This window comes from Enterococcus sp. AZ129, from assembly GCF_051714505.1.
GTDB classification, from domain to species: Bacteria; Bacillota; Bacilli; order Lactobacillales; family Enterococcaceae; genus Enterococcus; species Enterococcus faecalis.
In genome coordinates, this window is the sequence record NZ_JBIORY010000001.1 from 2,496,700 (window position 1) to 2,521,488 (window position 24,789).

Consider the following 24,789-nt stretch of genomic DNA (forward strand, 5'->3'; position numbering starts at 1 on the left):
ACAGAGATAAAATTTTTATGCCTTCAATGAAGAAAAAGCAGAACTTCTATACGTTCTGCTTTTTCTTCATTTTGTTATTTGCCAATACCTTTATCTTTAATCTCAGCTTTTTGCCCGGTGCCATCTACTAAGCCAAAAATAATCTTCGCTTGGTCTGTATTATCAATTTGTCCTGAAAAAGCTTCTGCTTGTGGGCCATAAGCATAGACATTTACATCTTCTCCTGTGTGTCCGCCAGTAGTCCAACCAGTATTCGAACGTTCATCAAAAATCTTTCTTAATGCCTGAGCAATTTTTTCAACATCTTTTGACTCCGCCGCTGTTTTCACTGCTTTCAATTCAGCCTCACTTAATTGAAAATCAATATACTCAGTCACTGTTTTTTCCACATTACCATTTTTAATAATTTCTTCTGCCATGAAATCAGGCGTGCGTTTTGCCGCATGTAAAGGCTCCGTCAACCAGTTGTATTGATCTCCTTTGCCTAAAGACAAGCCACCTGTTGAATGATCTGCAGTTGTAACCACCAATGTTTCACCATCTTTTTTGGCAAAATCGATAGCCTTTTCAAACGCCGCTTCGAAATCTTGCATTTCGCTCATCGCGCCAACAATATCATTGCTATGCCCGGCCCAATCAATTTGGCTACCTTCAACCATTAAAAAGAAGCCTTTTTCATTTTTATCTAAACGTTGAAGAGCCGCTTCTGTCATATCAGCTAATGAAGGAACTTCGTCCGTTCGGTCAATCATTTTAGGTAGCCCGCCTGGTGCAAACAAGCCTAAAATTTTGTCGTCTTGGTTCTCATTTAACGACTTTTTGTCTGTGACATGACCATAACCCGCTTGGGAAAATTCTTTGACTAAATCACGATCTTTCCGCGCAAATAATTCGGAGCCGCCGCCAAGTAACACATCGACTTTGTGTTGTCCGTCGATTTGATCATCAAAATAGTCATCGGCGATTTCTGCCATATTTTTGCGTGAAACATTATGTGCGCCATATGCAGCAGGGGTTGCATGTGTTATTTCAGATGTTGCTACAAGCCCCGTTGATTTCCCCACTTTTTTCGCACGTTCCAGCACTGTTTCTGTTTTGGACTTGTCATTATCGAGTGCTATAGCATTATTATAGGTTTTTACTCCAGCAGCCATCGCTGTCGCTGCGGATGCTGAATCGGTGACATTCTCTTCTTCATCTTCTGGATAAGTGGCTTGCTGTCCGACTAAATAGGTATCAAAAGCTGTTTGGGGAACACGCTTGTCTGAGTGATTGGCTTTGAAATAGCGATAGCCCGTTGTATACGGATTCCCCATGCCATCTCCAATCATAAAAATAACATTTTTTACTGGTGCTTTTTCGGATTCAGTTGCCTTCGCTTCAGCAACCTCTGTTTGTTTTTCGCCGCTTTTCTGTTCAGATAAACTTGTACAACCCGCTAATGTTGTGAATGTTAATAAGGTAACCCCTAGCAAAGCTCTTTTCTTCATTTCCTTGTTTCCTCCTTCATATCTACCCATACATTGACTATAACAAGTCTTAGTTGATTTCTGATAAATAACAAGTAAACAAAGTGTTAAGTTGTTGTGTTGCTTCTGTTAAGTTCCTTATTTGTCGCGTCTTGCTGCTCTTTTTTCGGCCTCTTTGCGTAATTGTTTCTGCGCTTTTTTTGAGCCGCGTTCAATATCTTTGAGTTTCTTTCGTTCATGGAAATCTGTAAATAAACTTTCTAAATCATAGTCTTGCGGATATAGATCTTGTGCTTTCGCTTGTAATTTCAACCGTCTTCGTGGTACATTTTCAATTTTATCATTCACAAATACTTGGATTTCTTGTTCACCCTCATCTGTAAAAACCAACCCAATTTGTTGTGTTTCTGTCAATAGGACACGATCACCTTTTTGATAACGGTCTGTTTCTTCTACAAACGTGGCAAAGGTCGTTTCTTTTGCTTTCAGGGGTTTAAATAGACTTCGATTAGTAGGGTATTCTTTCCGCTGAATATAATGAGCCGCCTTTTCAATGAGCTGTGGCTCCATCTTCATTTTACGTGCAATCCAAAGCGCCTGACTATCGCCAACTTCACCAATTTTCAATTGATATTTGGGCGTTAATGTTTCACGATCGAAGGCCATTGCGGCGGGCACAAAATCGTCATGCTCTTGGGCAAAACGTTTAATTTCACCATAATGAGTCGTTGCAACTACCAAGGCCCCCTTTTGATACATCGTTTCCATGATAGCAATCGCTAAGCCAGCTCCTTCGTTCGGCTCGGTACCACTGCCAATTTCATCTAATAAAACAAGCGTGTGTCGCTTAACATTACGCAACATTTCCGCAATATTTTTCATGTGCCCAGAAAAAGTGCTTAACGCATTTTCCAGATTTTGCTGATCACCAATATCGACAAAAATTTCATCTAATACTGGAATCTCTGTGCCCGCTTGTGCTGGAATTTGCAACCCAAATTGTGTCATGACAGTCAATAAGCCAACTGTTTTCAAGACAACCGTTTTACCACCAGCATTGGCACCTGTAATGACAAGTCCTCGATACTCTGCTCCTAAAGAAAACGTCAATGGTACTGCGTGTTCTAATAAAAGAGGGTGTTTTCCTTGAACAATGCGCAAGCGTTCTTCTTTGTTTACTTTTGGCGTGATCCCACCAATTTCGCGACTATACTTTCCTCGTGCAAAAATAATATCTAAGGTGGTCATTGTATCGACGGCTTGATCGACTAGTCGTTCTTGCTCATTGATTAACCCTGTTAGTTCTGCCAAAATTTGATATTCTTCCGCTGTTTCTTCCGCTTTTAAGAGTGTCAATTGTTCATTTAATTTACTAATTGCTACAGGTTCAATAAAGACCGTTTGTCCTTTATTGGATTGCTCAATGATTGTGCCTGAAACCTTATTTTTATAGCTAGCTTTGATTGGTACCGTGTAATGTTCCCCTTTTTTCACCATCATATTTTCTTGAATATACAGTTGATTATTTTTATTGCGTAAAAATTTGGTGACTTTTGTTTCAATTTCTTGTTGGCATTCATTGATTTGACGCCGGATTTTCCGAAGTTGTCGAGAAGCATCGGTGGCAACTTTTTGGTTATGGATTTTCGTATAAATTTGTTCTTCGGTTTCTCTGAAATCAGCTAAGTGCTGACTGTAACTAAATAGGCGTGGTGTTTGGTATTGATTTTTTTCAAAAAACTTCTGGATTCGCTGACTACTTCTTAAAAAGTCAGCGACCTCAATCAATTCGTTTGGTGTAAGGACTAAGCCTTTTTTCACTTGTTGAAGCAAGCGGGTAATTTGGCTCAAGCCCATGAAAGGGACGTGTTGTCCGCTATCAATAATTAAGCGGGCCTCGGTTGTTTCCGTTAAGCGGGACTGCACTGTTTCTAAACGTGTTGCAGGGACCATTTTCGCCAACCGTTCTTTACTATACTCGCCAATCGCACGTGTTTGAACTTCTTTAAGAATTGTTGTAAATTGTAATTTTTGAATGGTTTCATGATTCATTTGTTTTTTCTTCCTTTCTATCACGAAAAGAATACCTGGCGCCTTTAAATAAAAACCAGTTTCTATAAAAAAAAGAGGACAGCGTTCTACCGCTGTCCTCTTTATCATTGGATAAAGGTTACTAAAGAAACCTCTTCTAAAGGAGGTATTTAGTAAATGAGATGACTGACAGGTATCACTTTCTAAGCACACCAAATAAACCTTGCTTGGTTCACTGGTTATTCAACTTATCAATTAGATACCTACGACACTCACCAAAATACCCCACATTCATTTGTTGGTTTTTATTTATTCTCCACTTGAGAGTAGCAAATCTGGCGAAGAAAGTCAAATAAAGATTGGCCCTTTACTTATTCAATGTGTTTTTCATCATGGTTAGTAACGTTTTCACGTCTTCTGTTCTAGTGTCCCCTGTTTCTTGATCGATAATTGAGCTGTAGACATGAGGAATGATTTTTTTAACGCCGGCATCCACCGCAATTTGAACAATTTCTTCAAAGTTTTCTAAATCAATGCCCCCTGTTGGTTCTAAATAAAAGTCATACTTGGCACAAGCTGCTGCTACTGCTTGGTATTCTTCTTTGTGAGCCAAGCCTTTCATTGGGAAATATTTAATAGAACTGCCTCCCATGTCTTTCAACAATTTGATGGCAGTTTCGATAGGTACTTCTGCCGCTGGCGCACCCGAGCTTAACGGACCTGTCGCAATGTTAACATAGCCAACTTTGCCTGTGGGTGAAACCAAGCCATTAATCACTGTTTCGTCTTGACGAAGTAAGGCCCGCGAAGCGCCAACACCTGTGAAGACTTGATTCACGTGTTGCGGTTGTAGAACTTCTGATAAGCGAGCCACCATTTGACTTTGATTAGGATCGCCAGCCCCTAAGCCGACAGATAAAGCGTTGTTGGTTGCTGCTTGGTATTTTTTCATATCGTCAATGGCTGCTTCATCGGTTTCATAGTTTTTTGAAAGGACGCCTAGCACAACATGCCCTTCTGCTGCTTCATAACAGGCTTGGGCATTTTCTACTGAATTGGCTAAGACGTTTAAACAAATGCGTTCTTCTAAATAATTAGGTTTTAATGACATGGCTTATTTCTCCTTTGTGTCCATAATTTCTTGTAATCGTTGCACGATTTTGTTCATTTCTTCTTGATTGACAGAACGAATGTCAAATTCAATGATGCCATTGTTGGCTTGATATTCTCGCGTATAAATGGCTGGACTTTCTGCTTTTAATGCTTGAATGACTTCCTTAGCGGTTTTTCTGCCGTTCACTTTGACACTGGTGCGATAAATGTCTCGGCCAGCGCCATCTTGGACAATTTTAGCGGTTAAATCTGACAGGTTGTTGATGGCTTCAACAAACGGTTTTAAGCGTTCTTGCATCGAAGCCCCTGACTCACTGCCATGTGTCAAATATTCTTCCACTGCTTGCGTAAAGCCCAAGATATTGTCTTTGCCAATTTTCATTGCTCGACCAATGCCTTTGCCTTGTAGGCGCACCCAATCAATGTATTCTTTTTTCCCGACCACTAAACCGGCACTTGGCCCTTCAATGGCTTTGGCGCCGCTGTAAATCACCAAATCAGCGCCTGCTTCAGTGTATTTGAAAAGATCTTCTTCTGCTGCCGCGTCAACAATTAGCGGCACCTTGTGGCGTTGCGCCACTTTGGCCGCTTCGGCCACCGTCAGCATACTTTTTTGCACGGTATGATGGCTTTTGATGTATAGAATGGCCGCTGTTTTTTCGGAAATCATCATTTCCACGTGTTCTGGACTGCACATGTTGGCGTAGCCAGCTTCCACTACTTGGCCGCCGCCTTGCGCTACCATGACCTCTACAGGCGTGCCGTAGTCCACGTTGTGCCCTTTAGGTAAAATAATCTCCCGTTGTTCGATTTTTTCTGTATAGGGATGGTACGCGTGGTACAAGCTGCCTTTTCCAATCAAGGCAGCCACTGATTGAGCAATCCCCGCCGAAGCCGAGGAAACGATTTGGGCATCTTCTACCTTCAACAAGTTGGCTAAAAAGGCCCCTGTTTGCACACTAAGTTCACTCATTTCAAAGAAATGTTCGCCGCCGAATCGTTGAGCCGCGAGGACTGCCTCCGAAACTTTGGAGACACCTAGAATGGTCATTTTCCCAGAAGCATTAATGACTTCTTTTAAGTGGAATTTTTCGTAACTATTCATTATTTTCTCCTTTATAACAAACCAAAGAATGAAGTGACCAAACTAACTAAGACAATCGTGCCGATAATGATACCGTAACGTGGGCCTTTTTTTACCATGAAGAAATAAATAGCCATGACTGCTGCTAAAGGAAGTAACCCTTTCATAATTTGATCTAGAATATCTTGTAAAACAATCGTGGCACCGCCAGTAACTTTAAACGTCATCGGGCTAGCAATTTTAACATAACTCGCACTTAAAGCGCCCATCATCATCATTCCTAAAACATTCGCTGAATAAATGACTTGCTTAATTTTGCCGTCTTTTAACAAACTTAAGATTGAATTACGCCCTAATGTATAGGACTTATTCACTAATGTCCAACTGATGTATAACGTAATGGCTGTGTACAGAACCAACGGACCGATACTTCCAATCACGTTACCTCCTTTAGCCATTGGAATAAAAATGGAAATGATTAACGGCATTAATGCTGCCCAAATAATCGAATCGCCAATCCCAGCCAGCGGACCCATCAACCCAGTTTTAATCGATGTGATCGCCGTATCAGAGATCGCTGCACCATTGGATTTTTCTTCCTCCATAGCAATTGCAATCCCTTGAATTGAAGCCCCTACTGTTCCTTCAGTATTAAAAAAATTCAAATGACGTTTCAGAGCTTCTCTTTGTTGTTCTTCATCGTCTGCGTAAAGTTTTTTAATTGCAGGAATCATCGATGCACAAAAAACTAAACTTTGGAGACGTTCATAAGAATTGGATAACTCACAGCCTAGTTGATAAATCCAAAAGGCTTTGGATAATTCTTTTTTAGTAATTTTTTTCTGTTCCAATTGTTGTTCATTTGCTTGTGTCATTTGTTCCATTATGCTGCCTCCTCACTCAATGCCTTATTTCTAACTAAAAAGGCAATACAGATTCCTAAAATAGCGACGGCCATAACTTCTGCGCCAAAATATACTACTGCAACAAAACCAATTAAAAAATAAGGAATCAAATTTTTCTTGCCAATTACCATAATTGTTAAGGCGAATCCTAACGCTGGTAAAATACCACCCATTACTTCAAAGCCGTGCATCAACCATGCTGGGATAACTTCTAAGACTTTATTCACCACAGATTGACCAAAAAAGTTCGCCGCAAAAACCAACGGAAAGCGAATTAAAAATCCCGCTAAAGCTGGATAAACAAACGCAGCTCGGTAAATCCCCCCATAATTTAACTCTTCTGCATATTTATCAGCCATATGCACCCAAGTCGCATTGATGGTCCGCCGTAATTGATCCATAAAGACGCCTAACACACCAAAAGGAACAGCTAGTGCAACAGCCGCCTCGGCATTCATTCCCACACCTAAAGCAATTGGAATCGCAATTGCTGAAGCTAAAGCCGGATCACTAGGCACATTGCCGCCCGGTGTAGAGGTAACTCCTAGATAAACAAGTTGAATCCCCGCCCCCACAACCATTGCTTCACTAAGTTTTCCTGTTGCTAAACCAGCCACCAACGCTGCACCTAATGGCTGAGACAGCATGCCTGAAAATGTGTACCCAAAACGCAAACGTGCAAACCAATAATAAAGTCCCATAATAATTGAAACACCTAAAACGCCCATATGATTCTCTCCTTTTTCTCTGATTATAGTGATTGATATTTTTCAATTAATTTTTGAATTGGTAGGGGATTTTCTTCGGGAATCGCTTGGAAGAAAACATGAATGCCCTTCGTTAAAAGTTCAGTCAAAATTGCAACATCTTCTTCAGATAAATTGATATTTTTTAAAACATTTTTCCGATTTGGTCCGCCACCTAAGCCACCAACTTGAATCTCCTCTTTAATAATTTCTTGGTCCACCATCGCTTTTAAGGTCGTTAAATCTGGCACTAAAAATAACACCTTTTTCTCTTCCTTTTCTTGCGATTCCCAATATTCTTTGGCACTTTCAATCCCTTTAATTACTACAGATACCCCTGGAGGCGCCGCCATTAAATAAATACTTTGTAAAAATTCATCTTGCTCTAGTTCATCACTCACTACCAAAATTTCATTTGCACCTGATTGTTGTAACCATTTAGTCACTACTTGTCCATGGATTAAACGGCTATCGACTCTTGTTAATACGATTTTTGACATTCTGTTCACCTGTACTTTCTTATTTTGGAATTTCTAAAATTTGACAACTGTCTACTGCTGCTTGTTGAATCATCTCTGCATCTTGTAAACGAAACCCAGGACCACTTTGTTTCATGACGGATTCTAATAATAACGATGTGCATAATCCGGACACAATCAAGAGATCATAATCTTTTGATAAACGCAATGCAACATTACTAGGTGTGCCGCCTTTAACATCTGTTAAAATTAGCAACTGGTTGTGCCACGTTAATTGTTCAATTTTTTCTGTGACTCGTTCTAAATAATCCCCCAGTGAATCCTCTGCTTGTAATGCAACTTCATGTACATTTGTAACTTCTCCAACAATCATCTGGACGCTTTTGACTAATTCCAAGCCCCAACCATTGTGTGTTAAAAGTAAAATTGGTTCATTTTCCATAAACAAACTCCTTTGCTAATTAATCATTTTATTAAAAGCAATAAGTGTGCCAACTTTCATTTCCGTTTGAATTAAGCCTTTTCAAAGAGCAATTCATAAATATAACGCACTTCCAAAGGTGGAATCAACAAATTATAGGACACTTCAATCGGTCGAAACGCCATTTTTATGACAGATACTGCTTCTGGCAACTCTCGGTATGACACTTCATAAGCTGTCGGGTCATATTCTGGATTCAATAATTGCCGTTCTAACATACAGGCACAATGAATGATAAAACGAAGTAAAATCTTTTCGTCACTTTTTATTTTGGTTTGCAAGCAAATGTCTGAATAAATCTTAGCTAATTCGATTGAAATGGTTGTAGGATTCAAAACCGTTAGTAAGTCTGTAATAGCTTCGATTGATAATCCTTGAATATATTTAGCTGAAACTTTCTTTAGTAACTCTTGGTTTTGTTTTTCTTCTAAATGATGGCCTAATAATTCGAAAACTAGCTGAATGCCCCGCTTCGATAGTAAATCTTGTAAAGAAATAAACGGAATATCTGGCACTTCTGTCTTTACGGTGCCAATGATGCCAACGATTTTCTCTTCTTTCCGAACAAAAGAATGCAAGCGATCAATGTCTTCCACTTCTCTTTTCTCTAAAGTAATGATGCGTACATTCGTTAGTAATTCATTAGGAAAAGTTTTTAGTAACAACTGTTCAATTTTAATAGCAGTCCCCATGCCAGTTAGACAGGAAATAATGAGAACTTTTGCCTCGTTGAAGCGACCTTTACTGCAAATCAAGGCGCGATGATTTTTTTCTTTTAAGACTGGTAATAGATACTCAAACGCCGTCGATTCATAAATGACTTCTCGGGCCACTTCTAGCAATGTTAAGAGATTGATATTGCTAATTAGCAGCACTTCCATTTGAAACGTTTGACTGATAGCATTACCAAAGTAAACCAGGGAACCGATGTCCACCATTAAAATAATTTTTTTATACTGATTTTGCTTTACAATTGCACGGACTTTTTCTAATGTTTCTTCCACTGATTGATTAATCGGCATATCAACTGCACGCATGACCGTTGTTGAGAACAGAAGGTTGGTGTACTCAACCATGCTGCTGGCCGTCGCGGCACCATGTGCAACGACGATAACGCCACAGTTTTCTTCAACTGAGTGCGCTCTTTTTTTAGCTGTGACTTTACGAATAAATAGATCGAAAAAGAGAATTTCCGTATCAGCAAAAGAAATCCCAAACAATGTTTGTAGAAAGTCCACCATGGTCTTAGCAGCTTGATACTGGGTTACTTTGCCAGAATAGATATTTTTGGTATCTGAATAAAACGTTTCATTCATTTGTGCAGAATAAAAAACAGCAGAATAAAGGTGGACAATTAAAATATTCTGGAAATCCTCTGTCAATTTTTCTTGGATTAATTGTTCAAAAAAGACAATGGCTTCTTGAATTTTTGGCTGCAATGTTTCGTCAATGGCCTCTATGGCTAGCGGTTCTTGAGCAAAAATATCCATATCATAAAGTTGCTCTACTTTGTTTTGCATGATTGCTAGCGCATCCTCTGTCGAAAGAGTTAATTTTTTCAAATCCGCATATTCTTTCAATAGAAAATTATAAAAACGATCATTTTTCAGACTTTCCGATTTGAGTAACTCTTGACTGCTTAAATAAAAATGGTTGTATTGAATCGTGAGGCCATCGTTAGGTATCCACTCATTAAAAGCCAGCAGACTTTCTACATCAGGTTGCTCTTTGACTGTTCCCTCGTTTGCTTCAATGCAAATAGTTTCCGTTAATTGATCGAACACTTCTAAATAGGCTTGTGCGCTCATAAATTGAATCGCCGCTTTCAATTCGCCAACGTTGGCTTCAAAATGAGTAAACGTTAATTGTTTCAACGCCTCATAACGAATATGGATATTCTTTTGAATCCGTTGACTTTCTTCTAAGAAAAAGGACAAAATCAATTGAATTTTTTCTTTCAAAGAGCGCTCGGCTAAAGCTGGAATGGCTAATGTCACAGGGATCCTTCTTAAAAACGTTTTCAAAAAATGTTGATTGACGGCTTCGGTTGTTGCAAAAATAAATTTTATCGATACATTTCTTTGTTTTTCGGCTTCGCCCATCCGTGTAAAATACCCTTTATCCAAAACTGTAAACAATTTTTCTTGGCCTTCGCTCGTTAATCGATGGACTTCATCTAAAAATAAAAAACCGCCATCTGCCAACTCCACTAAACCTTTTTGGTCATTGACGGCACCAGTGAAACTGCCTTTTTTATAGCCAAACAGATGCGAAGTTAATAATTCTGGATTGTTGAAATATTCTGCACAATTAAAATAAATAAACGGGACTTCCTGGTTCATTTTAACTTGATAAAATTGGTGTAATTGTTCTGCAATTAAGGTTTTCCCCACCCCAGATTCTCCAGTAAGTAAAATATTCAAGCCGTTAGGCGGATATAAAATAGCGGCTTTCAACTTCTTGATGGCGTCTGCTAAGCTCCCATCAAAACCAATTACGTTCGCAAATGGATTCATTTTCAGTAGCTGCTTTTTCTTATGTATCTGTTCTGTCTGTTGATAAATATCCTCTTGCAGCGAAGCGAGGGAATCATAGCACGTGCTACTTTTAAAAAAAGGAAACTGTTCCTCTAAGTAGTCTTTATCAAAAAATAACACCGGTCTTGATTTAACTTTAACGACTTGGTCTTTTCTCACTAATTCTGAAAGCTCTTCACTAACAGCGGTTCGGGTATATCCAGAGGTCTGACTTAATTGCGAAGCCGTTGCGGGCAACAAGGTTGCTTTGCTACTTGGATTTTGTACGTGAAACTGTTTTAACGCTTGATGAATATTATCAATTCTCATAGTCTTTTCCCCATTTCTTTTTTGATCCAAAAGTTAATTTATTATACATTAAAACGGAAGCGGTTTCTTATTTACCATAAAAAAAATCAAGTCTTTAACCAAAAGATTAAAGACTTGATTTTTATTCTCCGTATTGTACAAGTTGTGTATTTTCACAATGAAAGTCCAAGAAATCTTGGATTTTTTTACCATTGAAGTAGTTATCAATGACTCGCATAACCGCATTGTGGCAAACAAATAAGTAAGTTTCCTCTGAAGCCAAGGCTTCCTCAATCAAGGGATAAATTCGACCCGCGACATCTAGGACTGATTCCCCTTCTGGAAACGGCAAGGAAATCTCAGAACGATTTTCTTGGAAAGCCGTTGTTTCAATCGGTTCACCATCATAAATGCCAAAATTCATCTCAATTAAATGAGGTTCTGTTTCAATCGTCAATTGATTTCGTTCCGCAATTTTACGTGCTGTTTCTTGCGCCCGTTTTAAAGGGGACGCCAGTAAACGGTCGATTTGAATTCCTTGTTTGGCAATTTTTTCAGCTACCAATTCCGCTTGTTGATAGCCTTTTTCGGTCAATTGCGCTTCCGCATGACCACAAATTCTACGGGCCACATTATAATCTGTTTCACCATGTCTCACTACGTACAGCATTTTTCCACCTCAGTTTTTTGTCTTGTGTCTATTTTATCTGAAATTTGGTCACAATAACACCCTATTTAGCGGTAACTTTCTGGTAATTTAAATTTGCCTTCTTGCTCAAACTGTTCGCCTACTTGGAATAAGAGATCTTCACGTCCACGAGCAGCCAGCAATTGAATGCCTAAGGGTAACCCCGTTGCCGTCACATGTGTGGGCAAGCTGATAGCTGGTTGTCCTGTCAAGTTCGCTAGTTGAGTATACGGTGTTAGCTGTAAACTTTTATCAAAATAATCATAGATTAATTCAGCTAATTCTGCTTCTGTTAATTCTGCTGCTTGCGCCATTCGTTGACGAATGTGCTCACTTTGCAAATCTTCGTTAATTTTTGGTGCTGAAAAAGCCGTTGTTGGTGATAAAAACAGATCAAATTTTTGAAAAAGTTCTTCCATCGTTACTGCTGCTTGATCCCACAACTGTAATGAATGAACATAGGTGGCTGCTGGAATCTTTTGGCCAAATTGATGCATGGTCCATGAAAAAGGTTCGATTTCTTCTTTACGAATTGGGCGCCCGAGCCCCTGTTGAATGCTATTCATCATCGCTGTAGTTTCTGCGCCGTTCATTTGATAATAGGAGCGAATCAGCGCTGCACCATCGACTGGATAAGGAATCTCAATGATTTCATGGCCAGCGGCTGCCAGAAAATCAGCCGCTTGTTTCGCCGCTTGTGTTGCTTCTGGCGAAATCATTGAGCCGATAGGCGAAGCGGTACACAGAGCAATTTTTAGCCGTTGTTTTTTAGTGTGTGTTTGCCATTCTGCCAAGGGCGCTTGGTAGGGGGCGCCACTGTGGCTACCACGTAGGCCATAAAATAACGCTTTGGTGTCTCTCATAGAAATAGTCAACGCAAAGTCAATCGAGGCACCTTGCCAGCCTCGCCAGCCTTCTGGGCCGACAGGCATGGAGCCACGGCTAGGTTTTAAGCCAATTAAGCCACTAAAAGAGGCGGGAATTCGGATGGAGCCACCGCCATCGCTAGCGCCGGCGATAGGAACAATCCCGCTAGCGACAACTGCGGCAGCGCCGCCACTGGAACCGCCTGGCGAATGTTCCAGGTTCCAAGGATTGCGGGCTGGCCCGTAAAGCGCAGGGTCCGTAATATTTTTAAAGCCAAACTCTGGAGCGTTGGTTTGTCCTAAAGGCATCAAACCAATCGTTTCTGCTTGTTTGACAAAGTTAGAGGTCGTTGTTGCAGTACTATTTTTAAAAAGTTGCGAGCCGGCCGTTGCTGACCACCCCGCTTTTTCTTGGCCTAACATTTTCAATGGAAATGGCAAACCAGCAAATAGTGTGTCCTGCTGTTTATTTTTTTGATAAGTTGCTTCTGCTTCTTGGCTATCAAAAGTTACAAAGCCATTGATCTTTGGATTTAACTTTTGGACTTTTTTCTCAATATCCTTTAAGAGTTCTGTGCGACTTACTTTCTGTTCTTTTAATTGTTGTACCCAATATAGTCCGTCTTTCATACAGACCCACCTCCTATATTATTCCGTATTAGTATAGCATGGTTTTTAGAGGTCATCCTGTGATGGTGATTTTCATTCGTCAAGTGCTTCTCTATTTTAAGTAAATAATTCGCCAATGTAAGGAAGCAACTGCGGATGCAGTTTGTAGCCTTTATACCGTGTATTTTGGATACCTTGTTTTTTAAAGCCCCCTACTTGAATTTTTTTATTTAATTTTGTCAGCTGTTTGGTCATTTTTTTTCGATTATTGGCTGTTTCTTCTGTGTCATATATTAATTTACACAGGCGCTCCATTGGTAAGTGTTCTTTTGGCGTACTATACAAGACAGCCAGTAGTGCACGTTCTGCGGCTGTTAGCTTTATCCCCTCTACATCTAACTTTTCATCTTCTCGTTGGATGGGTTTATTTAATTCTGCCAAAAGGAGATTTTCTCTTAATGTATCCAAAGTCGCATCCAATCGTAACCAATTGAGAATGCCATATTGATAGCTAATGCTCAATTCTTCCGAGGTAGGAATGTCTTCCGAGCGAAGAAACAACGGCGTTTTAACTCTGGCTAATTCCTTTAGATATAAATATTGTTCTTTGCGAGGAATCGTTTCGCTGAGAATGATTGCATCAAATTTTCGATAAAACAAATGACTTTCCTTAATTTCACCAATCAGACACGTCGTACAAAAAACTTGGTGATCTAAATGCTGTAAGCGGTTTTGAAAAGCAGTTTCTGCTAAGACATTTTTTGTGATGACCATTATTTTCATTCTTGATTCCTCCTTAATTCTTTTTTAGTTCAAAATTTTCTCAATTTTCGTGTTTTGTTTTGATATATTTAGTATACTGGAAATTTTTCGAATTAAAATTTAGAAATTTACAAGCAAATCAGTCATTAACAGTCATTCCTATAATCCCTGATTTATAAAGGCTTTCTAATAGTCTTATTTAAAAAATATTTGTTATTTAATCCTCAACGTGCTATTTTTTCAATTTTTTTCTTTTTTATTTAGCTGACAAACGTCAAAAGGTTGGTAGCTAATATCAACCTTTTGACGTTTGTCAGCTATTTTCTCTTGAAATCTTTGGATTTTTTTCTACTTTCACTAAAAAAAACAGCCAAAAGTGGCTGTTTTTTTGCTGTTTGTATTTATTTCATAATATCGATCAAGTCTTTTTTCGAAGCTGCCGAGGCAGGGAAATAGCTAAATACAACCCCGATAAAGACAGAAATCCCAATGGCTAATGAAACGGTCATTAAATCTGGACGAACAGAAAACGGTAGTGCCATTGATGCTAAGTAGGCAATAATCATTCCTAAAAGATAACCAGTAATTCCGCCGATTAAGGTCAAGGCAATTCCTTCTGTTAAGAATTGCTTTTTAATATCACTGGCTGTCCCGCCCAATGCACGTCGGATACCAATTTCCTTAATCCGTTCTGAAACCGAAATGTACATCATATTCATAACGCCGACCCCAGCAATTACCAGTGAAATGGCCGCAATTGCGGAAATAAACAAGGTTAAATTATTTAATAAAGAGCCCATTTCTTTGATGGTATCTTTAACATTATATTCTTGATACGTCCCGCTGTTTTTCATGGTTCCTTGTTGAGAGAGAGTTTTTATTGTTTCTTTCAATACTTGATCTGGTTGATAGCCAGGTGCTACTGTTAGCTTCAACGTAGATGTATCTTTTAGCTTGCCGAAATAATGTTCATAGGTCTTTTTGGGAAAATAAAGCAATGAGTCATCATTACCTGGACCAATGGCACCGCTGGTATTGGTTGTCACGCCAACAATGGTAAAAAGTTGATCTTTATACGGAAAAGTTCGATTAACTGCTGCAGTTGGGTCTTGGTAGAGTTCTTTGGCAACCAGTTCATCCACCACCACTGTTTTATCCAGTTTTGCATTGTCTCCATCATTCAGTTGGCGTCCCGCCAACAATTCTTTGGTGGTTTTGTTGGCAAGTTCATAGGTTACAGAAAGATTTTTCGGTCCTGCTTGAAAATTCAGTGTACCTTTTTGGGCGCCATCAACTTCTCTTTGATCAAAATCAATTTTTTCTACGCCAGGAACCATGCGCACGACCCCTAAATCATTGTCGGTAAACATCGCTTGGTCACTAAACATATCCGAAGTGTTGTAGGCCGAAAAAGAAATCTTTTTCACATTTTCTTTTTGTTTTTCAGCAGATAATTTATCGACCATGTCTTCTTTAAAGCCGTTACCGATAGCCACGATGGTAATCACCGAAGCGATCCCGATGACAATCCCTAGCATCGTTAACAAGCTGCGTCGCTTATTTTTCAAAATGGAACGGAAGGCGGTTTTCCAAATAATTGAACGTTTCATGTCAGCACCTCCTCTAAAATCTTTCCATCACGAACTTTAATCAAACGATTGCAGTATTCAATTGTTTCTTCATCATGTGTCACTAAAATAATGGTGACACCTTCATTGTTTAATTGCTGAAAGAGCGTTAAAATTTCTTCCGATGTTTTACTATCTAAAGCCCCAGTTGGTTCATCTGCAATAATAAAACTTGGCCGATTGACAATCGCACGCGCAATAGCCACACGTTGTTGTTGTCCGCCCGAAAGCTGTTTTGGATGCTTCTTGCCTTTATCTGGCAAGCCGACTTTTGTCAGAACTTCGTGGACACGATCTTTGGCTTCTTTTGGGGTTAACCCACTATATAAAAGAGGTAATTCAATGTTTTCTTCAACTGTTAGTGTTTCAATTAAACTAAAATTCTGAAAGACAAAGCCGACTGCTTCATTTCTAATTCGGGATAGTTCCTTATCAGAAAAGTCGCCAATTTCACGGTCTTCAAATAAATACGTTCCTTCAAACTTTTTATCAATAAAGCCTAGCAAATTAATCAAAGTCGATTTCCCAGAACCAGAAGGACCCATAATCGCTAAAAATTCTCCAGCGTCTACTTGGAGGTTAATATCAACTAACACATGCAGTGTTTCTTCTTCGGAATAATAATATTTATGAATATGGGATAGCTTAATCATTGGCAGCTACCTGAACATCTTGATTATCTTTTAATTCTTTATTGGGATTGGCAATCACTTGGTCTTTCCAATTCAAGCCACTTTTGACAACTTTACGACCTAAATTTGTTTCTGTTTCAATCGGTGTTTTTTTCGCTTTGCCCGCTTTGTAAACATAGACAAATTCTTTTTCGCCTTCTTTTTGGATTGCTGCTGTCGGTATAATCATTTGCTTTTGTGGCACAGCGATACTAGTAGACAAGCCTTCTGCCCAAGGAAAATCACCTTCTACTGTAAATTGATAACTCACTACTGGATTGCCTTCATTTTTAGCTATTGGGGTTTGCGCAATGGAAACAATTTTGCCTGGCGCTGATTTGCCTGAACCAACGGTCGTCACTGTTACTTCTTCCCCTGTCTGTAATTTATCGTAATCATATTCGGTTACTTTTCCTTGAATATTTTTCTTTTGTGTTGCAATTTTAATGACTGGTTTGTCGGTACTACTCATGGCACTAGCATCGACAGTGACTTGGCCATCAATTGGTGCTGTAACGACTGTGTTAACTTTGCCACGTGTTTGTTCAAGCGTGTTTGCTGCTCCGACGGCATCACTGTTGGCTAATTGAAGGGCTTGGTTAGCTTGGGCGACTTCACTATTCGCAGCACTAACGGCTTCATTCAATTGCTGAATTTCCGCATTTAGTGTTTCTTTCTCTTCAGCCTCTTTTGCGGTGTTTAATTTTTGCTTGGCTGCAGCAACTTTGTTTAACGCTTCATTGTATTTTTGAGTGGCTAAGTTAACGTTCTCTTGTGCTTGTTGAACTTGAAGATTGTTCCGATTAACGGCATTCGCTTGTTCTGTTTCTGTGGCTTGGATGTCTGAGTTATTGTACGTTAACAATGGACTATCTTTCTTGACTTCTTTACCATTTTCAACATTTATTTCGGCAATTTTTCCTAAAGAAGGATCAAAGAAAATATCCCGAGTATCTAGAAAACTCACTTGACCATCTAATTTTAATGAGGCCATTTCTGTAATGGTATACGTTGTGTATTCAGGTTCAACTTCTTTTGAAGAAAAAACTGTTTTTGCTCCGATAAATCCGACGACGACCACTGCGGCACCAATACCGAACCACACTTTTTTATTTCGCTTCTTCTGGCCTGACTTTTTCATTTATTTGTTCCTCCTTGATTTCTGTTGACGAGTTTGTCATTTTATTTAGTATATAATGAATAAAAAAACTGGTCCCTTCATCTTCCTATCATTCCTCTTACAGTTTTGACACATCTTTATCTAACAAAAAAACGTTTATCCTGTGTAAAAGGATAAACGTTTTTTGTTATTTTATTGTTCTAATTGACCCAACCAGCCAGATGTACCACCTAGAACATTGGTTACTTGATACCCTTGTTGACTGAGAAACGCACACGCTTGTGCGGAGCGCGATCCCATTTGACAAATCAGATAATAGGGTTGGTTTTTATCTAATTGCTGATAATTTTCGGTTAAAGTACTTAAAGGTAAGTTGATGGCCTGAGGGACATGCCCCAGTTGGTATTCCATTTCTTCTCGTACATCAATAATCGGTAATTTTTTTCGTTTTGCTTCCTGATAAAATTCAGGCATGCCAATCGTGTTATACATTTTCTAGTTCCTCCGGTTTTACCATTCTATATAGCGCAAAAGCACCATCTAAATTTTTGGCTGAGATGCCCGCTTGTTTTAGCATTCGTTCTGCAATATAACTACGCAAACCACTGTGACAACTAACAATGTACTCCGTTGACTTGTCTAATTCCTCCAAACGTTCTCTTAACTCATTTAAAGGAATAGACACAGCATTTTTAAATTGACCATTGGCTCGTTCGGCGGGATTACGGACATCTAATAAAACAGCTCCATTAGCTAATTCGTTGGATAACTCATACCATTGAACGTTTTCACTCAATCCTTCTGCAAGGTTCATCGCTGCATAGCCTAACATGTTCACAGGATCTTTCGCTGAACCAAACGGCGGCGCATAGGTAAACTCTAATTCAGGCAAATCAAAAATAGTTAACTGTCCTTTAATAGCGGTCGCAAGAATATCAATCCGCTTATCTACGCCCTTGGCCCCAATTCCTTGTGCGCCATAAATTTCCCCTGTCGTATGATGGAAAACTAATTTTAACTGAAGATCTGTTGCGCCAGGATAATACCCCGCATGGTCTTTTCCACTGATATGCACAACAGCTGTTGTTAGTCCAGCAGCTTTAGCAGCCCGTTCGCTTAAACCAGTTGAAGCAGCGGTTAAATCAAAGACTCGCACAATGGCGGTCCCAATGCTCCCTTGATTTTTTCTCTCTAACCCAGCAATCACATCCGCTACTTGACGTCCTTGGCGATTGGCAGGAGAAGCTAAAGAAATCAGCGCATCTTCTTGAGTGATTTGTTGTTTCACTACAATAGCATCCCCAACCGCATAAATATCGGGTTGATTCGTTTGATAGCGTTCATCAACAACAATACCGCCACGTAAACCAGTTGCTACACCTGCTTCAACTGCTAAGGTATTTTCTGGTTGGACCCCCACCGACAAAATGGTTAAATCAGAAGCTAATGTTTGACCGTCTTCTAAGCGAATCACTTGCCCTTCTTCTTCAAAAGCAACCGCAGATTGTCCCGTAATTACTTGAACATTGTTTTTGCTTAATTCAGCTTTGACAAAAGCGGCCATTTCTTCGTCTAATGGTGGTAAAACATGGGGTGCTTTTTCCACGAGAGTGACTTCTAATCCGCGTTTTTGCAAGTTTTCTGCCATTTCCAAGCCAATGAAGCCTGCGCCAATCACGACGGCTCGTTTTGTTTCTGGTGTCAAGGCTGTCATAATTTGATCTAAATCAGGAACATTTCTTAATGAAAAAACATTTTTGGCTTCTGCCAATCCTGTAATTGGTGGCACAAAAGGTTTCGCCCCTGGTGATAAAATTAATTTGTCATAGTGTTCTGTTAAAATTTCTGTTTCATGTTTCACTGTGATCACTTTTTCTATTGGATCAATCGCCACGACTTCATGGTGAGGACGAACATCTAAATTAAACCGTGCCTTTAACGCTTCGGGTGTTTGAACAAGCAGTTGCTCTCTTTCTGCGATTTCGCCAGAAACGTAGTAAGGCAAACCACAGTTTGCAAATGAAACAAAAGGGCCTTTTTCCATGACAACAATTTCAGCATCTTCCATTAAGCGACGTAAACGTGTCGCTGCGGACATACCACCAGCCACGCCTCCGATAATTACAATTTTCATTTATTTTCCTCCTTTAATTTGACCAGACCATTGGGACATCCCGCCACGAACGTTAATCACGTGATAGTTTTTTCTCGCTAAAATTTTGGCCGCATTTTTGCTGCGCATGCCGGACTGGCAAATCACATAGACTTCGTTAGCGGATTTGTTGTAGGCGGGAATTTTGTTAAGTGGGACATTAGTCGCTTGTGGAATATGCCCTGTGCGGTATTCGCTAGGTGTTCGGACATCTAATAACGTTATCTCTTTAGATAAACGTGACTGCAATTCCTTTGTTGAAATACTTGGCGTTTTTTTAAACAATTGAAATAACATCTTTTTCTCCTTCTCTTATATACCTTATGGGGTATATTTAACATGAAAAAGTTAGACTTGTCAACTGAAGAGATTTCTGCCATTTTTAGATTCAAAGAAAAGATAGTTGACAAAAATACCTCGTGTAGGTATATTTTAAACCAATCACTACTCTTAAGGAGGGGCAAAATGACTGAAGAAAAAAAGAAAGTGCTGAATCGTTTACGCCGCACAGAAGGTCAAATTCGCGGGATTCAAAAAATGATTGATGAAGAAAAAGAATGTATCGATGTTATCACTCAGTTGAGTGCGGTCCGTTCTAGTATTGATCGCGTAATGGGGATGATAGTTGCGGAGAATTTAAAGCATTGCTTTGAAAATCCTGAAAAAGATCCTAAAGAACAAGAAGAGCGATTAGCACAAGCGATTAATATGATTGTCAAAAAGTAAAACAACGCAAACTTATTCAGCGAAAGATAAGTTTGCGTTGTTTTATTTTTATTTATTAGAGAAATCTGCCCCGCGTTTTTTTAAATTGACAAGCATAAAAAGAATCGTGCCAATTAGTAAAATCACGACGGCGATATAAAAGCCCATGACTTTCGAACCAGTTGTGTCAGAAATTTTCCCAGTCAAAGCTGGGGCGATCACAGATGACATCATGCCGAAAAAGTTAAACACGCCCAAAGTAGTGCCAATTCCAATTTTTGGTGCATTTTCACCTAGCCAAGAAATAATAATCGGTTCTACAGCTAATTTTCCTAAGAACCCATACATAATTAAAGCAATTAATAACAACGTCGCATTACTTACTTGTACAGTTAACAAGAGCATGGCTGTTGCTAAAAATTCTAAAACAACGATGAATTGAACTTTTTTATGCATGTACTTATCCGCCAACCGACTAAAAAATAACGCTCCTGGAATAGAGGCAAATGCGACCAGCGAAGAGGACAACCCTATTGCTGCTCCTTGGAAACCACGTTCGGTACTTAAAAAATTAGGTAACCAAGTCACAATCATATAATATGCATAACAAGTGCCAAAATATAAAATATACGCAAATAGCATATGTGGCGCAAACAGTTTTTTAAAGGGCACTTTTTCTTTTACCACTTCGTTATCTTTTTCATCAACAACGGTTGGCTGAATCAAGGCCATGTCTTCTTTATGATTGCGAATAATCACTTGAAAAGCCACTAACATACAAATAATCATAAAGGCGGAAATGTACATCATCACTTGCCAAGGTAATCCTTTTTGGGCAACTAAATAACTAGATAAAATCATCCCTAAACCTGAACCAACTGCTGAACCACTGTTGACAATAGCTGTTGCAAAACTTTTTTTGGCTTGAGGAATGTTTTGCGACGTCAACGAGTAAGCCGAGCCATAGAAAGAACCACATCCTAAGCCTGCCAATAAGCTACCTAAGTAAATTGTTCCAATCGTTTGGGCTTGGGCAATCAGTAATGCTGCCAGCGCAAACAAGATAAAGCCTGGAATTAATACACGTTTTTTCCCAATTTTGTCTACCAAGAAGCCTGCAGGAATCTGCATGACTACGTAACCGAGAAAATAAAAGCTAGAAATGGACCCTAGGGCCGTATCGGAAGCGTTACCATTTAGAGACGCGCGAATTTGTGGATAAACGGGAGAAAGCGCGGAACGATAAATCCAGATTGTTACCCAGCCCATACATAGTAAAATAACGATTTTTTTCCAATAAGCCAACGAACTTTTTGTCTTGTCTGTCATTTTCTTTTCCTCCACCAATCATTTTTTTGGTTAACGTTTCACAAGGAACAAAAGCACTACGCTTTTTTACGTAGTGACCTTTGTCCTACCTTCTTTTTTAGTTTAAATACTCAGCCAATGCATGAGTACTACCGCTACCGCCTTCAAATTGATAACCTTGGTGTTTCAATACAGTCTCAAAGGCACTTAAGAAATGCAACACATTGTCTTCCCGACTGCTGTAACCCATATTACCGACCCGCCAAATTTTTCCTTTTAAATCACCGAAGGAAGAGGCAATTTCAACTTTAAAATGATCCAGTAATAAGCTCCGCACTTTTTCACCATCAATTCCTTCTGGAATGACCACAGGAATGACTGTTGGTGTTTTTGTGTCTAACTTCCCGAAAATTTCTAAGCCCATTTTTTGCAGACTTTCAACTAAAATACGATCGTTTTTCCGATGGCGTGCGTAGACATTTTCCATGCCTTCTTGAAGTAACAAGCGCAACCCTTCATGTAGCCCATAAATCATTGTAGTCGCTTCTGTATGGTGATTTAAGCGCTCTGGTCCCCAATATTTTTCTAATTGCGATAAATCCAAGTAGTTACTTTGAATGAACCGTTCATTCCGCGCATCCGCGCCAAGCCCTAACTCTTTTTGGTAACGGCCCGCCAGATAATCGGCTACACGTTGGTTGTAGGTAATTAAAGAAAGGCCTGAAGGTACGCTGACACATTTTTGAGTGCCTGCTACCGCAATATCAATCTTCCAATCATCGACCTTTGTTTCAACACCGCCGTAAGTCGCCACCATATCTACTACAAAGAAAATTTCATTTTCCCGACAAAAGGCGCCAATTTGATCCAGTGGTTGCATTTGTGCATTCGCCGTTTCGCCGTGGACCATCGCAACAATTTTTGGTTGATGTTCTTTAATCGCTTCAATCACCGTTGTTTGTTCAAACGGTGCGAGCCAGTCCTTTTCTAAATAAATGACTTCGGCCCGGGCGCGTTCGCAAATTTCACCTAATAAATAAGCAAACCGGCCATACGCAGGCACAAGCACTTTGTCACCTGGCTCAATCAATGCAAATAACCCCGCTTCTAAGCCTGAACGTGACGTGCCATCAATGGCAAAGGCTTGTTGATTCTTTGTGGCAAAAGGTACTTTAATCATTTCCCGAACTTCGTCCATAATCTGTAGAAATTCTGGATCAAATTGCCCTAAAATTGGTTGACCCATTTGACGAAGTACCGATGGATGGGCTTCGACTGGTCCCGGCGTCATGATTGTTCGCCGTACAAAATTTGGTTGTTGATACATAGTAATCCCTCACTTCATTTTTAATTCTTCTCTTTTATTATCTTTGGAAAAACCCAGAAATTCATTGTTCAATTTGCACTATTTTGACTTTGTTTTTTAGACATATTCAATAACTATCTTTTGTACTCCTTTTTATTCTTCGCTATACTATAAAAAAAGGAGGTTGTTGTGATGAAAATATTAGCTGAGGTCTTGGCTTTACCAAGATTTTCTGACTTACAATTATTATCGTCTCACTCAAACTTAACACAGCCCTTGGAAAGTGTAGAAATCACGGAAACACCTGATGTGGCTGATTTTATCCCTAAAAATGTCATGATTTTAACAACGGCAATGATTTATAAAGATGATCAAGAAAAATTGAAACCTTTTATTGACTCGCTAAAACAAGCAGAGTGTACGGCTTTAGGAATCAAAGTTGGGCGGTTCCTTGACGAAATTTCACCAGAAATTGTTGCCTATGCCAGTGCCGTTGATTTGCCCCTGATTAAAATTCCTAGCACACAGCCACTAGGCGGGTTGTTGCATGAAATTGTTGGCTATCTTCGTGATAGCAAAACCGAACAGATGTCTGTGGCATTTGACATCCAAAAGCGTTTTTCAACATTATTAATGCAAGATGTTGATGCTACGCGTTTCATCGCTGAATTTGCGAAAATTTTAAATGCGCCAATTATTTTATTAAGTCCTTGGCAACAGGTGATTGCCCACTCGAATTATTTTTATGGCAATCAAAAATCGGCGGAGTTTTTCATCGAACAATTATCAAAAGACCACTTTCAACAATTGGCACAAGAAAAGAAAATCTTTCGTTTACAGGATGAGCGACAAGAAAACATTCAAGTAGCGGGCTTTCCAATTCGTGTGAACGATTATTTTCCCTATTATCTATTGGTCTTATCTCCTGAACAGATTCCTTATCCTATTTCTGAATTTGCCATTGATCAGGCCATTTTAGTTTTGACTTTTATGTTATTTAAAAACCAGAAAATTGCTGAATCTTTTGAGCATCTCAAAACAGACTTTTTGGACCGCTTGCTTGATACACATCAAGAAGCGCTGAGTAAACATCAAAATTGGTTGGAACTTTGGAAAAATTATCGTTTAATCAACAGTGATTATTATCAATTAGCGATTGTCTACGGCGTGACTAAACCAGAAAATGAAACCCATATTCGTTATCAGCAAGCGGAAGGGCAACTAATTTTCCAATGGCTCAAAGAACAATTGCCGGAAATCCTGCCAGATGTCGCCTTGTTTAAATTAAAAAATCAAAATAAAAGTATCTTGATTTTTCAATCTAAAAAAAATGACCATTTGATGATTTTGCAAAACCTCGCTGAACGTTTGCAACAGGCTTTGCCTATTACCATTCGCTTTGCTTTAGGCAATGCTTATGAAAACCTAGAAGATTTGCCTAATTCTTATATTGAAGCTTCTTCGACATTAGAGGCTTCTTTACACGCTCAAAAACCAGCAACTGTGCAATTGTTCCATCCCAAAGGCCTAGCTGGACTTTTTGAAAAGATTGGCACTGAAGATGTTGAATACTTTTGCCAGCAACAATTGAAAGAGTTGGCCTATCCGACGGAACCGACGTTACAAGAATTACGAAAAACCTTGAAAGTTTTTTTAGATTTCAATTGCGAAATTACTAAAACGGCCAACGCTCTTTACCTTCACAGAAACACCATTAAATATCGCATGAATCAATGTGAAAAATTATTAGGTACCTCTATTCAAGAGCCTGAGACGAGTTTACTCTTACGGGTAGCGCTGGAACTTTCAGAAAAATAATTAACAGGAAAATAGCCGAATAA

The 24,789-nt window shown here is 39.3% G+C and carries 22 protein-coding genes; 2 read left to right on the forward strand and 20 right to left on the reverse strand.

The genetic code is table 11. The features are described from left to right. Positions 1–74: 74 nt before the first annotated feature. The 18 genes from IGJ90_RS12360 to IGJ90_RS12445 all read right to left on the reverse strand — a co-directional run bounded on the left by IGJ90_RS12360 (position 75) and on the right by IGJ90_RS12445 (position 19,926). Positions 75–1,520: an alkaline phosphatase gene (locus IGJ90_RS12360; protein ID WP_174121281.1), complete on the reverse strand. Its 1,446-nt coding sequence runs from the start codon at positions 1,518–1,520 to the stop codon at positions 75–77. Positions 1,521–1,607: 87 nt separating this feature from the next. Next, entirely contained in the window at positions 1,608–3,521 is a 1,914-nt protein-coding gene (locus tag IGJ90_RS12365) for an endonuclease MutS2 (protein ID WP_002367341.1), read from the reverse strand. Positions 3,522–3,867: 346 nt separating this feature from the next. Beyond that, positions 3,868–4,611 (reverse strand): 2-dehydro-3-deoxy-phosphogluconate aldolase, encoded by a 744-nt coding sequence (gene dagF / locus IGJ90_RS12370; RefSeq protein WP_002361094.1) that lies wholly within the window; start codon positions 4,609–4,611, stop codon positions 3,868–3,870. 3 nt (positions 4,612–4,614) lie between these two features. Next, positions 4,615–5,718, reverse strand: coding sequence for a DgaE family pyridoxal phosphate-dependent ammonia lyase (locus IGJ90_RS12375; protein WP_002367342.1), 1,104 nt, complete (start codon positions 5,716–5,718; stop codon positions 4,615–4,617). Positions 5,719–5,729: 11 nt separating this feature from the next. Continuing rightward, the gene (locus IGJ90_RS12380) at positions 5,730–6,581 is read right to left on the reverse strand and encodes a PTS system mannose/fructose/sorbose family transporter subunit IID (protein ID WP_002359140.1); all 852 of its coding nucleotides are present in this window, start codon (positions 6,579–6,581) and stop codon (positions 5,730–5,732) included. Beyond that, complete coding sequence (locus IGJ90_RS12385; RefSeq protein WP_002355079.1) at positions 6,581–7,330, reverse strand: PTS mannose/fructose/sorbose/N-acetylgalactosamine transporter subunit IIC; 750 nt, start codon at positions 7,328–7,330, stop codon at positions 6,581–6,583. Before IGJ90_RS12385 ends, IGJ90_RS12380 begins: the two co-directional genes overlap by 1 nt. A gap of 23 nt (positions 7,331–7,353) precedes the next feature. Beyond that, entirely contained in the window at positions 7,354–7,848 is a 495-nt protein-coding gene (locus tag IGJ90_RS12390; RefSeq protein WP_002355078.1) for a PTS system mannose/fructose/N-acetylgalactosamine-transporter subunit IIB, read from the reverse strand. Between the two features lie 19 nt (positions 7,849–7,867). Then, positions 7,868–8,269, reverse strand: coding sequence for a PTS sugar transporter subunit IIA (locus tag IGJ90_RS12395; protein WP_002367343.1), 402 nt, complete (start codon positions 8,267–8,269; stop codon positions 7,868–7,870). 71 nt (positions 8,270–8,340) lie between these two features. Then, entirely contained in the window at positions 8,341–11,154 is a 2,814-nt protein-coding gene (locus IGJ90_RS12400; protein WP_104659688.1) for a sigma 54-interacting transcriptional regulator, read from the reverse strand. Between the two features lie 121 nt (positions 11,155–11,275). After that, positions 11,276–11,803, reverse strand: coding sequence for a histidine phosphatase family protein (locus tag IGJ90_RS12405; RefSeq protein ID WP_002367347.1), 528 nt, complete (start codon positions 11,801–11,803; stop codon positions 11,276–11,278). Positions 11,804–11,868: 65 nt separating this feature from the next. Next, the gene (locus IGJ90_RS12410) at positions 11,869–13,317 is read right to left on the reverse strand and encodes an amidase (RefSeq protein WP_002367348.1); all 1,449 of its coding nucleotides are present in this window, start codon (positions 13,315–13,317) and stop codon (positions 11,869–11,871) included. Positions 13,318–13,413: 96 nt separating this feature from the next. After that, complete coding sequence (locus IGJ90_RS12415; protein WP_002367349.1) at positions 13,414–14,079, reverse strand: helix-turn-helix domain-containing protein; 666 nt, start codon at positions 14,077–14,079, stop codon at positions 13,414–13,416. A 380-nt stretch (positions 14,080–14,459) separates the two neighbouring features. Beyond that, positions 14,460–15,668, reverse strand: a complete 1,209-nt coding sequence (locus IGJ90_RS12420; protein WP_002367350.1) for an ABC transporter permease — start codon at positions 15,666–15,668, stop codon at positions 14,460–14,462. Then, a complete protein-coding gene (locus tag IGJ90_RS12425; protein ID WP_438768208.1) occupies positions 15,665–16,339 on the reverse strand; it encodes an ABC transporter ATP-binding protein in 675 nt (224 codons plus the stop codon). Before IGJ90_RS12425 ends, IGJ90_RS12420 begins: the two co-directional genes overlap by 4 nt. Beyond that, positions 16,332–17,498, reverse strand: coding sequence for an efflux RND transporter periplasmic adaptor subunit (locus IGJ90_RS12430; RefSeq protein ID WP_002361088.1), 1,167 nt, complete (start codon positions 17,496–17,498; stop codon positions 16,332–16,334). The genes IGJ90_RS12425 and IGJ90_RS12430 overlap by 8 nt, the downstream gene beginning before the upstream one ends. 171 nt (positions 17,499–17,669) lie before the next feature. Beyond that, on the reverse strand, positions 17,670–17,969 hold the full coding sequence (locus IGJ90_RS12435; protein WP_002355066.1) for a rhodanese-like domain-containing protein: 300 nt from the start codon (positions 17,967–17,969) through the stop codon (positions 17,670–17,672). Further along, entirely contained in the window at positions 17,962–19,611 is a 1,650-nt protein-coding gene (locus tag IGJ90_RS12440; protein WP_002367353.1) for an FAD-dependent oxidoreductase, read from the reverse strand. The genes IGJ90_RS12435 and IGJ90_RS12440 overlap by 8 nt, the downstream gene beginning before the upstream one ends. Further along, positions 19,612–19,926 (reverse strand): rhodanese-like domain-containing protein, encoded by a 315-nt coding sequence (locus IGJ90_RS12445; protein WP_002367354.1) that lies wholly within the window; start codon positions 19,924–19,926, stop codon positions 19,612–19,614. Between the two features lie 168 nt (positions 19,927–20,094). Between IGJ90_RS12445 and IGJ90_RS12450 the strand changes: the two genes are divergently transcribed. Further along, on the forward strand, positions 20,095–20,355 hold the full coding sequence (locus tag IGJ90_RS12450) for a metal-sensitive transcriptional regulator (protein WP_002355063.1): 261 nt from the start codon (positions 20,095–20,097) through the stop codon (positions 20,353–20,355). A 48-nt stretch (positions 20,356–20,403) separates the two neighbouring features. Here IGJ90_RS12450 and IGJ90_RS12455 read toward each other — a convergent pair whose 3' ends face one another. After that, entirely contained in the window at positions 20,404–21,663 is a 1,260-nt protein-coding gene (locus tag IGJ90_RS12455) for an MFS transporter (RefSeq protein ID WP_002367356.1), read from the reverse strand. A gap of 97 nt (positions 21,664–21,760) precedes the next feature. Further along, positions 21,761–22,969, reverse strand: coding sequence for a pyridoxal-phosphate-dependent aminotransferase family protein (locus IGJ90_RS12460; protein ID WP_002355061.1), 1,209 nt, complete (start codon positions 22,967–22,969; stop codon positions 21,761–21,763). A gap of 171 nt (positions 22,970–23,140) precedes the next feature. Between IGJ90_RS12460 and IGJ90_RS12465 the strand changes: the two genes are divergently transcribed. Beyond that, the gene (locus tag IGJ90_RS12465) at positions 23,141–24,766 is read left to right on the forward strand and encodes a PucR family transcriptional regulator (protein WP_002365289.1); all 1,626 of its coding nucleotides are present in this window, start codon (positions 23,141–23,143) and stop codon (positions 24,764–24,766) included. Positions 24,767–24,789: the final 23 nt, after the last annotated feature.